The organism is Mycolicibacterium peregrinum (genome assembly GCF_001665625.1).
Classification (GTDB): Bacteria; Actinomycetota; Actinomycetes; order Mycobacteriales; family Mycobacteriaceae; genus Mycobacterium; species Mycobacterium peregrinum_B.
Window position 1 is genome coordinate 20,265 of the sequence record NZ_LZSY01000017.1, and the last position, 13,630, is coordinate 33,894.

General features: G+C 66.4%; 15 protein-coding genes. 9 read left to right on the top strand and 6 right to left on the bottom strand.

The window, feature by feature from the left end; all coding sequences use genetic code 11:
- The first annotated feature begins 134 nt into the window (after positions 1-134).
- On the top strand, positions 135-1,439 hold the full coding sequence (locus tag A5779_RS02115; RefSeq protein WP_064878460.1) for a citrate synthase: 1,305 nt from the start codon (positions 135-137) through the stop codon (positions 1,437-1,439).
- Between the two features lie 79 nt (positions 1,440-1,518).
- Here A5779_RS02115 and A5779_RS02120 read toward each other — a convergent pair whose 3' ends face one another.
- The gene (locus tag A5779_RS02120; RefSeq protein ID WP_064878462.1) at positions 1,519-1,983 is read right to left on the bottom strand and encodes a YbaK/EbsC family protein; all 465 of its coding nucleotides are present in this window, start codon (positions 1,981-1,983) and stop codon (positions 1,519-1,521) included.
- 170 nt (positions 1,984-2,153) lie between these two features.
- Between A5779_RS02120 and A5779_RS02125 the strand changes: the two genes are divergently transcribed.
- Complete coding sequence (locus A5779_RS02125; RefSeq protein ID WP_082941488.1) at positions 2,154-3,608, top strand: MFS transporter; 1,455 nt, start codon at positions 2,154-2,156, stop codon at positions 3,606-3,608.
- On the top strand, positions 3,598-4,026 hold the full coding sequence (locus tag A5779_RS02130) for a MarR family winged helix-turn-helix transcriptional regulator (RefSeq protein ID WP_064878465.1): 429 nt from the start codon (positions 3,598-3,600) through the stop codon (positions 4,024-4,026). The genes A5779_RS02125 and A5779_RS02130 overlap by 11 nt, the downstream gene beginning before the upstream one ends.
- Before the next feature lie 12 nt (positions 4,027-4,038).
- On the opposite strand, the gene A5779_RS02135 is transcribed toward A5779_RS02130, so the two are convergent.
- Entirely contained in the window at positions 4,039-4,449 is a 411-nt protein-coding gene (locus A5779_RS02135) for a hypothetical protein (protein ID WP_064878467.1), read from the bottom strand.
- A gap of 79 nt (positions 4,450-4,528) precedes the next feature.
- Here A5779_RS02135 and A5779_RS02140 point away from each other — a divergent pair, with 79 nt between their 5' ends.
- Complete coding sequence (locus A5779_RS02140; protein ID WP_064878469.1) at positions 4,529-5,305, top strand: TetR/AcrR family transcriptional regulator C-terminal domain-containing protein; 777 nt, start codon at positions 4,529-4,531, stop codon at positions 5,303-5,305.
- A gap of 10 nt (positions 5,306-5,315) precedes the next feature.
- On the opposite strand, the gene A5779_RS02145 is transcribed toward A5779_RS02140, so the two are convergent.
- Both A5779_RS02145 and A5779_RS32720 read right to left on the bottom strand, forming a co-directional pair.
- Complete coding sequence (locus A5779_RS02145; protein ID WP_064878470.1) at positions 5,316-6,872, bottom strand: phytoene desaturase family protein; 1,557 nt, start codon at positions 6,870-6,872, stop codon at positions 5,316-5,318.
- Between the two features lie 15 nt (positions 6,873-6,887).
- A complete protein-coding gene (locus A5779_RS32720; protein WP_064936130.1) occupies positions 6,888-7,136 on the bottom strand; it encodes a DUF2630 family protein in 249 nt (82 codons plus the stop codon).
- Between the two features lie 31 nt (positions 7,137-7,167).
- Between A5779_RS32720 and A5779_RS02155 the strand changes: the two genes are divergently transcribed.
- The 4 genes from A5779_RS02155 to arfC all read left to right on the top strand — a co-directional run bounded on the left by A5779_RS02155 (position 7,168) and on the right by arfC (position 9,477).
- Positions 7,168-7,530 carry an FKBP-type peptidyl-prolyl cis-trans isomerase gene (locus tag A5779_RS02155; protein WP_064878474.1) on the top strand — a complete coding sequence of 121 codons (363 nt, stop codon included), beginning with the start codon at positions 7,168-7,170 and terminating at the stop codon, positions 7,528-7,530.
- A 116-nt stretch (positions 7,531-7,646) separates the two neighbouring features.
- Positions 7,647-8,702: a channel-forming protein ArfA/OmpATb gene (gene arfA / locus A5779_RS02160; RefSeq protein ID WP_064878476.1), complete on the top strand. Its 1,056-nt coding sequence runs from the start codon at positions 7,647-7,649 to the stop codon at positions 8,700-8,702.
- Between the two features lie 11 nt (positions 8,703-8,713).
- Positions 8,714-8,863: a channel accessory protein ArfB gene (arfB, locus tag A5779_RS33950; protein ID WP_003884620.1), complete on the top strand. Its 150-nt coding sequence runs from the start codon at positions 8,714-8,716 to the stop codon at positions 8,861-8,863.
- Positions 8,860-9,477: a channel accessory protein ArfC, sunset domain variant gene (gene arfC, locus A5779_RS02165; protein ID WP_131811552.1), complete on the top strand. Its 618-nt coding sequence runs from the start codon at positions 8,860-8,862 to the stop codon at positions 9,475-9,477. Before arfB ends, arfC begins: the two co-directional genes overlap by 4 nt.
- Before the next feature lie 88 nt (positions 9,478-9,565).
- Here arfC and A5779_RS02170 read toward each other — a convergent pair whose 3' ends face one another.
- Both A5779_RS02170 and prrA read right to left on the bottom strand, forming a co-directional pair.
- The gene (locus A5779_RS02170) at positions 9,566-10,906 is read right to left on the bottom strand and encodes a sensor histidine kinase (protein WP_064878480.1); all 1,341 of its coding nucleotides are present in this window, start codon (positions 10,904-10,906) and stop codon (positions 9,566-9,568) included.
- Positions 10,907-10,919: 13 nt separating this feature from the next.
- The gene (gene prrA, locus A5779_RS02175) at positions 10,920-11,639 is read right to left on the bottom strand and encodes a two-component system response regulator PrrA (protein WP_082449097.1); all 720 of its coding nucleotides are present in this window, start codon (positions 11,637-11,639) and stop codon (positions 10,920-10,922) included.
- A gap of 97 nt (positions 11,640-11,736) precedes the next feature.
- Between prrA and A5779_RS02180 the strand changes: the two genes are divergently transcribed.
- Complete coding sequence (locus A5779_RS02180) at positions 11,737-13,629, top strand: ABC transporter ATP-binding protein (protein ID WP_064878483.1); 1,893 nt, start codon at positions 11,737-11,739, stop codon at positions 13,627-13,629.
- Position 13,630 lies beyond the last annotated feature (1 nt).

A 13,630-nucleotide genomic window follows, 5' to 3' on the forward strand; every position in this document is an offset into this window, starting at 1 on the left:
TGTGGCTAGGCGCCCGGCGGTCGGTGGTGACCCGTTGGTAACCCCCCGCGGGCAGCGCGGATCGATTGCGACTACCTTTTGTAGAGCAGTTAGTTGGTTCCCAACGACTTCCTAACGAGGATGAAGGGATTCCCGTGGCCGAAAACCCGTCGAGTGGGCAGGAGCTTGCCACTCTCAAGTACCCCGGTGGCGAGATTGATCTCGATATCGTCCATGCCACCGAGGGCAGTGACGGCATCGCGCTGGGCCCGTTGCTGGCCAAGACCGGCTACACCACGTTCGATGGTGGCTTCGTCAACACCGCGTCGACCAAGTCGGCGATCACCTACATCGACGGTGATGCCGGCATCCTGCGGTACCGGGGTATCCCGATCGAGCAGCTGGCCGAGAACTCCACGTTCATCGAGGTCAGCTACCTGCTGATCTACGGTGAGTTGCCGACGGCCGAGCAGCTGGAGTCGTTCACCACCCAGATCCAGCGGCACACCCTGCTGCACGAGGATCTGAAGCGGTTCTTCGACGGTTTCCCGCGCAATGCGCATCCGATGCCGGTGCTGTCGAGTGCGGTGAACGCGTTGAGCGCCTACTACCAGGATTCGCTGGATCCGCTGGACAAGAAGCAGGTCGAGCTGTCGACCATCCGCTTGCTGGCCAAGTTGCCGACCATCGCCGCCTATGCCTACAAGAAGTCCGAGGGTCAGCCGTTCCTGTACCCGGACAACTCGTTGACGCTGGTGGAGAACTTCCTGCGGATGACGTTCGGCTTCCCGGCCGAGCCGTATGAGGTCGATCCCGAGATCGTCCGCGCGCTGGACATGCTGTTGATCCTGCACGCCGATCACGAGCAGAACTGTTCGACCTCGACGGTGCGTCTGGTGGGCTCGTCGCAGGCCAACCTGTTCACCTCGATCTCCGGTGGTATCAACGCGCTGTGGGGACCGCTGCACGGCGGCGCCAACCAGGCCGTGCTGGAGATGCTGGAGAAGATCCGCACCGGCGACGACGATGTGCAGACCTTCGTCAAGAAGGTCAAGAACCGCGAAGACGGCGTGAAGCTGATGGGCTTCGGTCACCGCGTGTACAAGAACTACGATCCGCGGGCGCGCATCGTCAAGGAGCAGGCCGACAAGATCCTGGGCAAGCTGGGTGGCGACGACGAGCTGCTCGACATCGCCAAGCAGCTCGAAGAGATCGCGTTGACCGATGACTTCTTCATCGAGCGCAAGCTGTACCCGAACGTCGATTACTACACCGGCGTGATCTACCGGGCCATGGGCTTCCCGACCCGCATGTTCACCGTGCTGTTCGCGCTGGGCCGGTTGCCGGGCTGGATCGCGCACTGGCGTGAGATGCACTCGGAGCCCAACAAGATCGGCCGTCCGCGCCAGATCTACACCGGCTACACCGAGCGCGGCTACGTAGACATCAACAAGCGCTGAGTTTCGTTCCGCGAGCAGACGTAAAACTGCCCCTTTTCACATGAAAAGGGGCAGTTTTACGTCTGCTCGGCAATCCTTGTCAGCGCACCGGCAGCGCGAGGCCCCCGGTGAGTGCCAGTAGTTGCGCGTAGGTCAGCGGCATCACCGAATCGGCGGTGCCCGCCGCGGTCCAGATGACCGGGTAGGACGCCAGTGTCTGGTCGACGACGGTGCGCAGCGGTTCGGGGTGCCCGACTGGCGCGACCCCGCCGATGATCTGTCCGGTTGCACTGCGGACGAGTTTCGGGTCGGCCTTGCGGAGGTGGTTGGCCCCGAGTTGACTCGCAACGACGCCGGTGTCGACGCGGGCGGCGCCGCTGGCCATCACCAGCAGCGGCTCACCGTCGCATTCGAAGACCAGGCTGTTGGCGATCGCCCCCACTTCGCATCCCAGCTGTTCGGCTGCCGCAGCGGCGGTCTTGGCGTCGGCGTCGAGGATTCTGATGGCCGGTTCGATTCCGGCAGCGGCCACCGCGTCGGCGACACGGGAGTTCCGTTCGTTCACAGTCCCATTGTCCTGGGCCGGGCAAGGCTATTTCTCGTGTCGGACAACACCGTTCATCAGCGTCAGCTTGATGTTCGACTGGTGGGTCTCCGATGGTGGGATCGGCGGCCGTGACGCGGTGGAGCGATTTCGACTTGCCTGATAGATAGTTGTAGTTTCACAATGGTTGTGTGAATGCAACCGTTGGCATGCTGAGCGCGCGGCGCAAGGCGATCATCCTCGTCTCGTGCTGCCTGAGCCTGCTGATCGTGTCGATGGATGCCACCATCGTCAACGTCGCGCTCCCGAGCATCCGCGACGATCTGGGTGCGTCGCCGTCGCAGCTGCAGTGGATCGTCGACGTCTACACGCTGGTGCTGGCCTCGCTGCTGTTGCTGTCGGGCGCCACCGGGGACCGGTTCGGCCGCAGACGGACATTCCAGTTGGGCCTGACGATCTTCGCGGTGGCCTCGCTGCTGTGCAGCCTCGCGCCCAACATCGAAACTCTCATCGCGGCCCGCTTCCTCCAGGCCATCGGCGGTTCGATGCTCAACCCGGTGGCGATGTCGATCATCACCCAGGTGTTCACCGGCCGGGTCGAGCGCGCCCGGGCCATCGGGGTCTGGGGCGGTGTGGTCGGCATCTCGATGGCACTCGGCCCGATCGTGGGCGGGGCGCTGATCGAGTACGTCGACTGGCGCGCAGTCTTCTGGATCAACCTGCCGATCTGCGCCCTGGCCGTCCTGCTCACCGCGGTCTTCGTTCCCGAGTCCAAGTCGGCGACCATGCGGGATCTCGACCCGGTCGGCCAGGCGCTCGGGGTGGCGTTCCTGTTCGGCGTCGTGTTCGTGCTCATCGAAGGGCCCGGGTTCGGCTGGACCGACCCACGCACGTTGGCCGTCGCGGCGATCGCATTGCTGGCGCTGGTGGCGTTCCTGCGCTACGAGTCGCGCCGCCGGGACCCGTTCATCGATCTGCGCTTCTTCCGCAGCGTGCCGTTTGCCTCGGCCACGCTGATCGCGGTCTGTGCCTTCGCTGCCTACGGTGCGTTCCTGTTCATGATGTCGCTGTACCTGCAGACGGACCGGGGCTACTCCGCGATGCACACCGGCCTGATCTATCTGCCGGTCGCCATCGGCGCGCTGATCTTCTCGCCGCTGTCGGGCCGCCTGGTCGGCCGGTACGGCAGCCGGCCCTCGCTGCTGGTGGCGGGAGCCACGATCACCCTGGCCACCCTCCTGTTGACCCGGCTGACCGGTGAGACTCCGGTGTGGCAGCTGCTGGTCATGTTCGCGGTGTTCGGCATCGGCTTCTCGATGGTCAACGCGCCGATCACCACCACAGCGGTCAGCGGGATGCCGTTGGACCGCGCCGGTGCGGCCTCGGCGGTGGCCTCCACCAGCCGTCAGGTCGGTGTGAGTGTCGGTGTGGCGCTGTGTGGTTCGGTGGCCGGTGCGGCGCTGGCGGACACGGGGGTGGATTTCGCCGCGGCTGCGCGCCCGCTGTGGTTCGTCTGTGCCGCACTGGGATTGATGATCTTCGTGCTGGGTGTCATCTCCACCACGCCCTGGGCACTGCGGTCGGCGCAGAAGCTGGCGCCCCTGATCGGTCAGCACCATGCCCCGGAGGTGAGTCATGTCCGGTGATCGGCAGGCGGAGTTGGCCGACGAGGTATGGCGTGGTCTGACCGCGTTGGTGTTCGATCACCGCGACCGCTGGAGGCGGGCGGTGATCGAACAGACCGGATTGCCGTTCAGCCGGGTCCGCGTCCTGAAACGGCTGGCGCGCCAACCGTTGTCCGTCAAGCAGCTGGCCTACGCCGCTACTGTCGACGCCCCGGCCGCCACGGTCGCGGTCAACGACCTGGAGGAGCTCGGGCTCGTCGTGCGCGAGATCGACCCCGCCAACCGGCGATCCAAGCTGGTCTCGTTGACCGAGGCCGGGCGGGCGCTGCTGGCGCGCATCGACCGCGTCGAGGACCCGGCGCCGGACGCGCTGGCTGCGCTCGACGTCGAGGATCTCGAAGCCTTGCGGGCGATTCTGCGCAAGGTCAGCGCACCTTAGCTGCGATCCGGGTCAGCTCTCGCCCCACCCGCCCTGCACCATGGTCTGGAACTTCCAATCGCCGCCGCACTTGACCAGCAGATCGCCGTAGCGCACCTGCCGGCTGAACCCGTCGGCGGTGAATGTCGCGTCGGTGACGACGAACACCAGGTTCTCGTTGATGAAATGCGGCGTGCGGGTGGACTCCATGGCGAAATCGGTGCCGGTGCTCAACTGCTCGGTCATCTGGGCGATGAAGCCGGCGCGGTCCACGGACTCCGCGCTGCCGTCGGTGACTTCGTTGAGCGGAAACATCGCCTCGTCGGCCATTGCATCGATGTTCTTGGCCACGGCAAGGGCGTCGTAGCGGGCGAACCACGCCAGCACCGAGTCGACATCGGCGGCGCTGGGGCTGAACTCGGCGGCCTGCGGCATGGTGACCATGAATCTCCTCGCGTTGGATTATTCGGTTCACTGCACTCTATACAAAGTACACTGTACATCGTACAGATAGGATGCTGGCATGAGAGAACGTGCAGGTAAGGACCGCAGCAGCGCCGGTGATCCGGTGCGTACCCTCGAGCTGCTGTGGCGGGAGCCTGGTCAGGGCGCCCGCAACCGCGGCCCGAAGCAACGCACCACGGTGGACGCCGTGGTCGCCGCTGCCATCCGGATTGCCGACGCCGACGGTCTCGAAGCGCTCACCATGCGGGCGGTCGCCGTGGAACTCGGGGTCACCCCGATGGCGACCTACACCTATGTACCGGGCAAAGCCGAACTGCTGGACCTCATGCTCGACACCGTCTACCGGCAGATGCCGCGCCGTGACTTCGATGAGAAACCCTGGCGGGAAAAGGTTTCCATGATCGCCGAAGAAAATCTCGCGATGTTCGACAGCCATCCGTGGATGGCCTATCTGCCCACGACGCGCCCGCCGCTGGGGCCCGGCATGATCGCGAAGTACGACCACGAGCTGGGGGCGTTCGACGGTCTCGGACTCAGCGACCTGGACATGGATTCCGCCCTGACGTACGTTCTCGGCTTCGTGAACTCGGTTGCCCGGATCGCCATCGATTCGGGCCGGGCCGCAGCCGACAGCGGCATGAGTGACGGGCAGTGGTGGGAGCGCGCGGGCCCGTTACTGGAGCGCGCGTTCGACGGTGACAGCTATCCGCTGGCCTCGCGGGTCGGCACGGTGGCGGGCCAGACGTTCGACGCCGCCTACAGCGCCACGCATGCCTACGAGTTCGGGTTGGCCCGCGTTCTGGACGGCTTGGCCGTTCTCATCGATGCGAAGTGAGTGGAATGCGTCAGCCTTCGAGGACCGCCATCGCGGCGTTGTGCCCGCCGATTCCCGAGACCGCGCCGCCGCGCACCGATCCCGAGCCGCACAACAGGATCCGCTCGTGAGCCGTGGCCACACCCCAGCGCTGCGCCGGCGTTTCCAACGTGGCCTCGTCCTCGACGAACGGCCAGCGCAGCGCTCCGTGGAAGATGTTGCCCGCGGTCATTCCCAGGGCTTGTTCCAGGTCGGCGGTGGTCTTGGCCTCGATGCACAGCCGGCCGGCGGCGTCCTCCATCAGGACGTCCTGGATCGGTTCGGCCAGAACCGAATTGAGCGAGTTGAGCACCGCCGAGGTCAGTCGGTCCCGCATCCGGTCGGGATCCCTCAGTGTCAGTGAATGCGGGGTGTGCAGACCGAAGACCGTCAGCGTGTGCGCACCCGAGGTCTGCAGGTCCTCGGACAGGATGCTGGGATCGGTCAGGGAGTGGCAGTAGATCTCGCACGGCAGGGGGTCGGGAACGCGCCCGGTGGCGGCGGTCGCATAGGCCCCGGCCAGTTGGCTGAACGTCTCGTTGATGTGGAACGTACCGCCGAATGCCTGCTCGGGCGTGACGCGTTCGTCGCGGAGTCGGGGGAGTCGGCGCAGCATCAGGTTGACCTTCACCTGCGCGCCTGGGGCGGAATCGGGTGCCGGCTCGCCGAGCAGCTCGGCCAGCACCGCCGGGGTGACATTGGCCAGTACCCGCTCGGCATGCACCCGTCGCGCTGATCCAGCGTGCCGGTAGCACACCTCGCCGTCCGGGGTGACCGCGTAAACGTCTGCGCCGGTGACGATTTCGGCACCATGGCCGGCCGCGGCGGCGGCCAGAGCCCCGGTGACCGCGCCCATCCCGCCCACCGGTACATCCCAGTCGCCGGTGCCGCCTCCGATCAGGTGGTAGAGGAAGCACACGTTCTGCATCAGCGACGGATCGTCGACGGCGGCGAAGGTGCCGATCAGGGCGTCGGTGGCCATCACGCCGCGCACCAGATCGTGCGATACCGCGGCGCTGATCGCGTCGCCGATGGGCTGTTCGATCAGCGCCTGCCAGGCCGCGGCGCTTTCGGTGTCCTGTGCGCTGAGCACCTCCCCGCGCATCTGTGACCGGGTGCGCAGCGGCTGCAGCAGCGTCGGCCAGATGCGGGTGGTGACCAGCCTGCAGCGGCGGTAGAACGCATCGAACGCGGCTGCGTCGTCGGCTGCGCCGATCGCGTCGAACGTCGACTGCGGACCGATCAGCAGGCCGGTGGCCCCGCCCGTGACCGGATCTGGTGTGTAGGAGGAGTATCGGCGCCGTGACAACCGGATCCGGGCACCCAGATCGGTGATGATGCGCTGCGGCAGCAGGCTGACCAGATACGAGTACCGCGAGAGCCGCGCATCCACACCATCGAAGGCGTGCGCCGACACTGCCGCCCCACCGACGTGGTCGCTGCGTTCGAGTACCTGCACCCGGCGCCCGGCGCGGGCCAGATACGCAGCAGCCACCAAGCCGTTGTGCCCGCCGCCGACGATGACGGCGTCCAACGTGCCTTCGGTCACGTCATACCCGTCCGGTCAGCCCTTGTAACCTTCGACCTCGTCGGCCCCACGGGGGTGGGCCAGCCCGGGATCCTGCCCGGTCTCGCGGAGCGCGCGGCGCTGCCGCAGCAGGTCCCAACACTGGTCGAGGGCGACTTCCAGCGATCTCAGTCGTTGTTGCTCTTCGGATTCGTCTATTTCCCGGCGCTGCAGTTTCGACCGGAGCTCCTGCTCTTCGGCAACGAGCCGGTGAACTTCGGCGAGGATGTCCTGATCTTTGGCCACACAACCAGTCTGCCCGACTACCGTTGATCTGGTGAGTACAAAACCTGAGATCGAGTTTCCGGACGGACCTGCCCCTACCGAATTGGTGATCAAGGATCTGGTGGTGGGCGACGGCGCCGAGGCAGTGCCCGGTGGCACTGTCGAGGTGCACTATGTGGGCGTCGAATACGACTCCGGTGAGGAGTTCGACAGCTCATGGAATCGTGGAGAATCCATTGAGTTTCCGTTGCGGGGCCTAATTCAGGGCTGGCAGGACGGAATTCCCGGGATGCGGGTGGGTGGTCGCCGCCAGCTCGTCATTCCGCCGGCCCAGGCCTACGGTCCGGAGGGATCAGGGCATCGGCTTTCGGGAAAGACGCTGATCTTCGTCATCGATCTGCTCGCCACTCGCTGACGTCGCGGTGGGTTCGGTCAGTATTAGCCGAACCTAACCATCGAATTCGATTTGCTGCTAACGTCAACCTGTTTCGTTGCTATCGATAACTGTTCGTCGACTTCAGGAGTTCCCAAATGTCGGGTTCGGACGAATCTCGGACAATCACAGGCTGGCAAACAGCCTCCAAGTTATATCGGCGACCACCCGGGTTGGGTTGGTTGTTGGCGCTGGCGGCAGTTCCATTGTTGCTGGGGCTGATCGGATGGGGCGGGCTCGACCGCTCACACAAGAACTCCGATCTCAGTCTTCCCGATGTCAATCCCACGGCGACAATGACCGCTCCGGACGTCAATGCCCCGGACGTCAACGCGCCCAACGTCAATTTGCCCAACCTTTCGTTCGCACCGTTGTCGATCGCGCGTAACGGCAACGATTTCACCCTCACCGGTGATCTGCCCGATGCGAATGCCAAGGCCTCGCTACTGGACTGGCTGCGCGGAAAGTTCGGTGCGGACGTCAATCTGATCGACAACCTGAATCTGCGCGCGGGTGTGAGTACCCCCGATGTCGCGGCGCTGGGCAAGGTGTTCGACGCCGCAGCCGAGGGCATTCCGGATTTCAACTTCAGCGTCGACGGTGACACGTTGACCCTGACCGGTACCGCGCCATCGGCGCAGGTGCGCGACGCGGTGGAGGCTGCTGCCAAGTCGGCATGGCCGAACATCAAGCTCGTCAACAACATTCAGGTCGCTGCGGCCCCGGCTGCCCCTGCGCCTCCGGCGCCTGCAGCTCCGGGTGCACCGGGAACTCAGGGAGGTACGCCCGGACCCTGCGCAGTCCTGCAGGGCGATGTGAGTGCACTGTTGCGCACCCCGATCAACTTCAGCACCGATGGGTTCGTTCTGGCGCCGGCCTCGCAGCAGTTGTTGTCGCAGGTGGCCGACAAACTCAAGTCCTGTGCGGGCGCGCAGGTGGTTGTCACCGGTTACACCGACAGCTCGGGCAATGACGCCATCAACGTCCCGCTGAGCGGTAACCGCGCGAAAGCTGTTGCCGACTATCTGGTTTCGCAGGGTCTGGCAGCCGATCACGTGAGGTCGTCGGGCGCGGGTTCGGCGAATCCGATTGCCAGCAATAACACCCCCGAAGGCAAGGCGCAGAACCGCCGCGTCGAGATCACGGTCAACTAGGGAGATTCGACATGGACTTCGTAATCCAATGGTTGTGGTATCTGCTCGCGTTCGTGGTGGGGTCATTGGTGGCCTGGTTGATCTCGGTCGTGACCGTCAAGCCCACCAGTGAGGAAGAGGCGTTCGCCGAACTTCCCGGCTCACGCGAGATTGGAGCATGACGATGAGCGATGTGAACTGGTGGTTGATGGCTCTGGCCTTCGTGCTCGGGCTGGTATTGACGCTCGCGCTGACCTTGCGTCGGGTGAAGCGGGAGGTGCCGGTGTACGGCGCTCTCGGCCGACGTCCCGACGCCGGGGCGACCGGCGGGGGCACCGCTACCAAGGCCGCGGCCACCGGCGGAACTGCAGCTGGTGCAACGGCTGTCGCCGATGACGCGACGACCAAGCTGCCCAAGGTCGGTTCGGGAGACGAGCCCACCACGAAGCTGCCCAGGGTCACCAGCGCTGGTGCCGCGGCGGCGGGTGCGGCGGCAGCCGGCGCCGCAGGGGCGGCCAAGTTCGCCTCCGGTGGCGGCGCCCACGAGGCGGCCGATGACGACGTCAAGGTCGTCGAGGAGACGCCGTACGGTGCCGGCTCGGTCCGGGTCTCGGGTGCGGGCACGCCGACGGGTTATCTGATCAAGGGCAACGAGGACTCGATGCTCTATCACTCGCCGGAGAGCCCGTCCTACTCGGTGACCATCGCCGAGATCTGGTTCGCCGACGTGGAATCCGCCGAGAAGGCGGGCTTCAACCGGTGGGACAGCGGTAAGTCCCAGCGCGAGAAGAAGTAACCCTCTCGCCGAGCAGACGCAAAACTGCCCCAAATCAACGGATTTGGGGCAGTTTTGTGTCTGCTCGCGGGAGACTACTCGCGGGAAACTAGTGCGGACCGGGCAGGCGTAACAACAGTCGCGCGCCGCCCAGTGGGCTCGATTCCAGAGTGGCGGTGCCGCCGTGTAATTCGGCCTGCTGCGCCACGAGGGCCAGTCCGAGACCGGAACCCAACCGCGATGCAGTCGACCCTCGGGAGAAGCGGTCGAACACCATTTCGCGTTCCTCCTCGGGCACCCCCACGCCGTCGTCGTCGACCGCGATCTCCACACCCTCGCGTGAGCTCACCGCCGACAGCTGCACGCGGGTGGCGCCGCCGTGCTTCACGGCGTTGGCGATCGCGTTGTCCACGGCCAGCCGCAGCCCGGTAGGCAGCCCGATGATGATGACGGTCGGTGACGGCGCCAGCGACACCTCGAGGTCGGGGTAGACGCGCATGGCGTCGTGGGCGGCGCGGTCGAGCAGTTCGGTGATGTCGACGGTGACGTGATCGTCGGTGGTGGTCAGCTCGCCCTGCGCGAGCCGTTCCAGGGCGCCGAGGGTGGCCTCGATCCGTGACTGGGTGCGGATGACATCGCTGACCACTTCCTTGCGCTGGTCGTCGGCGAGGTCGAGGGTGGACAGGACCTCCAGGTTGGTGCGCATCGCGGTGAGCGGGGTGCGCAGCTCGTGGGCGGACACCGAGGCGAAGTCGCGGGCCGAGGTCAACGCGGCCTTGGTGCGGTCCTGCTCTTTCCAGATGCGTTGCAGCATGCCGTTGACGGCGTCGGCGATCTCGACGGCCTCGCTGGCGCCACGGACTTCGACGTCGGGAGCCTCGTCGCCGGCCTCGATCTCGCGGGTCTGCTCGGCCAGCCGTTTGAGCGGTCGGACCGCGAATGCGGCCAGCACCCAGCCCAGCACGGTGGCGGCGCCGACGGCGAACACGCAGATGATGAGCACCCGGCGATGCAGGTTGTTGGTGTCGGCGATGGTGGCGTCGTAGGTCGCGCCGACGGCCACCCACATGGGGCCGGGGGCGGGGATCTGCACGGTGCGGACCCGCCAGCGCACACCGTCGATGTAGGTGTCGGCATAGCCGTCGGGCAGCTCGGGCAGGACCACGTTCGAGTTCGACGAGACGTTTCCGGCCTGGCGCACGGTGATGACCGCGTCCTGATCGCTGGGGGAGCGGGGGATCTCACCGAGCCCGCGGGGCAGGAAGGGGATGGCGAAGCCGGCGGCCTCGTCGAGACGCCGGTCCAGCCGTTCCTTGCGGTCGTTGGTGATGCCGACCCACACGATGGTGCCGACGATGACGACGACGATGGCCGCGCCGATGGCGGTGGCGAACGCGACCCGGGTCCGCAGCGAGGGGGTGCGGCGGAAGATCCGGGTCAGCGGTCTCATGATTACCCGGGGGCTACTGGGTCCTGAGCACGAAGCCGACCCCGCGGACGGTGTGCAGCAGCCGGGGCGCGCCCCCGGCTTCGAGTTTGCGGCGTAGGTACCCGATGAACACGTCGACGACGTTGGTGTCGGCGGCGAAGTCGTATCCCCAGACCAGTTCCAGCAACTGGGCCCGGGAGAGCACCGCGGTCTTGTGCTCGGCCAGGACGGCCAGAAGGTCGAACTCGCGTTTGGTCAGGTCCACGTCCACACCGTTGACCCGGGCGCGCCGGCCCGGGATGTCTACCTCGAGCGGGCCGACCTGGATGGTCTCGGACGAGAAGGTGGCCGAGGCGCCGCGCCGCCGCAGCAAGGCCTTGACCCGGGCGACCAGCTCTTGCAGCACGAACGGTTTGACCAGGTAGTCATCGGCGCCGGCTTCGAGGCCGGCGACGCGGTCGTCGACGCTGCTGCGGGCCGAAAGGACGCAGACGGGGACGTCGTTGTCCATCGCGCGCAGTGCGGTCACCACGCTCACGCCGTCGAGCACGGGCATGTTGATGTCGAGCACGATCGCGTCGGGCCGGGTCTCGGTGGCGCTGCGCAGCGCCTCGGCCCCGTCCACGGCCGTCGATACGGTGAACCCGGACAGCCGCAGCCCGCGTTCCAGCGAGGCGAGCACGTCGGGGTCGTCGTCTACGACGAGGACCCGGGGCGAAGCTGTGCCACCGGTAGCGCTATCCATGCCCGCCATCTTGCCCGATGAAGTACCACCGATCGCGCAGGCTCCCAGGGAAGTCCTCGGGGATGTTTTTGACCTCAACAATTGTTCAGGTTCTACGGTGATGCCTATGAGTATGGAAACAGTGGCCAGACAGGCGCTGTATCGGCAGACGCATGCCCGCGACGGTGACCTGCGCGCACTGGCCGACCGGAGGTTGTTGTCCCGGATCTGGCGGTTCGCTGCACGCCACCACCGCAGGTTGGGCTGGTTTGTTGCGATCAGTGTGGTCAGTGCGCTGCTGACGGTGACGACGCCGGTCTTGGCCGGCCGCGTGGTGGACGTGATCACGCAAGGCGGCCCGGCGTCGACGGTGATGCTGCTGGCCGGCACCATCGCCGCGATCGCCGTCGCCGAGGCCGCGGTGGCCCTGTTGACCAGGTGGTTGTCGTCGAACATCGGCGAGGGTCTGATCCTGGACCTGCGCACGGCGGTGTTCGACCATGTGCAGCGGATGCCGGTGGCGTTCTTCACCCGCACCCGCACGGGAGCCCTGGTGAGCCGGTTGGGCAACGACGTGATCGGGGCGCAGCGCGCGTTCTCCGACACGCTGTCGGGCATCGTGGCGAACCTGGTGACACTGACGCTGACGCTGGTGGTGATGCTCAGCATCTCGTGGCAGATCACGCTGCTGTCGTTGGCCCTGCTGCCGTTGTTCGTGCTGCCCGCGCGTCGGATCGGTACCCGGATGGCCGGGCTGTCGAGGGAGGCTGCCACCCACAACGCGACGATGAACACCCAGATGACCGAGCGGTTCTCCGCCCCGGGTGCCACCCTGGTCAAGCTGTTCGGCAGCCCGGAACGCGAGTCAGATGAGTTCGCGGTGCGCGCCGACCGGGTGCGTGACATCGGCGTGCGCACGGCGATGCTGCAGTCGACGTTCATGAACTCGCTGACCCTGATGTCGGCGCTGGCCCTCGCCCTGGTCTACGGGCTGGGCGGGGTGCTGGCGATCGGCGGGCAGCTGCAGGCCGGTGCGGTCGTGTCGCTGGCGCTGCTGCTGACCCGGCTGTATGCGCCGCTCACCGCGCTGGCCAATGCGCGGGTCGAGATCGCCAGTGCGCTGGTGTCGTTCGAGCGGGTCTTCGAGGTGCTCGATCTGGTGCCGTTGATCGCCGAGGAACCCGATGCTGTTGCGGTGCCGGACGGGGAAGACGGAATCTCGACCTCCGTTGAATTCAAAGACGTCCGGTTCTCCTACCCGTCCGCGGACAAGGTGTCGCTGGCCTCGCTGGAGGAGGTGGCTGCCCTGGACGAGCGCGGTGGGGACGAGGTGCTGCACGGCATTTCGTTCACCGCGGAGCCCGGGCAGATGGTGGCGCTGGTCGGTTCGTCGGGCGCGGGCAAGTCGACCATCGCGTCGCTGCTGGCCCGGCTCTACGACGTCGACTCCGGATCCATCACGCTGAACGGCACCGATGTGCGCGACGTGACGTTCGCGTCGCTCAAGGACACCGTGGGCATGGTGACCCAGGACGGGCACCTGTTCCACGAGTCGATCCGGTCGAATCTGCTGCTGGCCGCGCCATCGGCCGGCGAGGACGAATTGTGGGACGCGCTGCGCCGGGCCCGGCTCGACGACGTGGTCGCGGCGATGCCCGACGGCTTGGACACGGTTGTCGGTGAGCGCGGATACCGTCTGTCCGGAGGGCAGCGGCAGCGGTTGACCATCGCTCGGCTGCTGTTGGGACGATCCCGGGTGGTGGTGCTCGATGAGGCGACGGCGTCGCTGGACTCGGCCTCGGAGGCCGCCGTGCAACAAGCCCTGGCCGAGGCACTGGACGGCCGCACCTCGATCGTCATCGCCCACCGGTTGTCCACGGTCCGGGCCGCCGATCTCATCCTGGTCATCGAGGACGGGCGCATCGTCGAACGCGGCACCCACCGCGATCTGTTGGCCCGCGCCGGCCGGTACGCCGAGTTGTACGACACGCAGTTCTCCGAGGAGGTTCCCGCTGCGTGAG

Coding starts and splice junctions, on each gene's coding strand:
- A5779_RS02135 (WP_064878467.1), bottom strand. CDS start 4,449: ATGGTCACCATGCCGCAGGCCGCCGAGTTCAGCCCCAGCGCCGCCGAT.
- arfB (WP_003884620.1), top strand. CDS start 8,714: ATGGACTTCGTAATCCAATGGTTGTGGTATCTGCTCGCGTTCGTGGTG.
- arfA (WP_064878476.1), top strand. CDS start 7,647: ATGTCGGGTTCGGACGAATCTCGGACAATCACAGGCTGGCAAACAGCC.
- A5779_RS02180 (WP_064878483.1), top strand. CDS start 11,737: ATGAGTATGGAAACAGTGGCCAGACAGGCGCTGTATCGGCAGACGCAT.
- A5779_RS02170 (WP_064878480.1), bottom strand. CDS start 10,906: ATGAGACCGCTGACCCGGATCTTCCGCCGCACCCCCTCGCTGCGGACC.
- prrA (WP_082449097.1), bottom strand. CDS start 11,639: ATGGCGGGCATGGATAGCGCTACCGGTGGCACAGCTTCGCCCCGGGTC.
- A5779_RS02130 (WP_064878465.1), top strand. CDS start 3,598: ATGTCCGGTGATCGGCAGGCGGAGTTGGCCGACGAGGTATGGCGTGGT.
- A5779_RS02140 (WP_064878469.1), top strand. CDS start 4,529: ATGAGAGAACGTGCAGGTAAGGACCGCAGCAGCGCCGGTGATCCGGTG.
- arfC (WP_131811552.1), top strand. CDS start 8,860: ATGACGATGAGCGATGTGAACTGGTGGTTGATGGCTCTGGCCTTCGTG.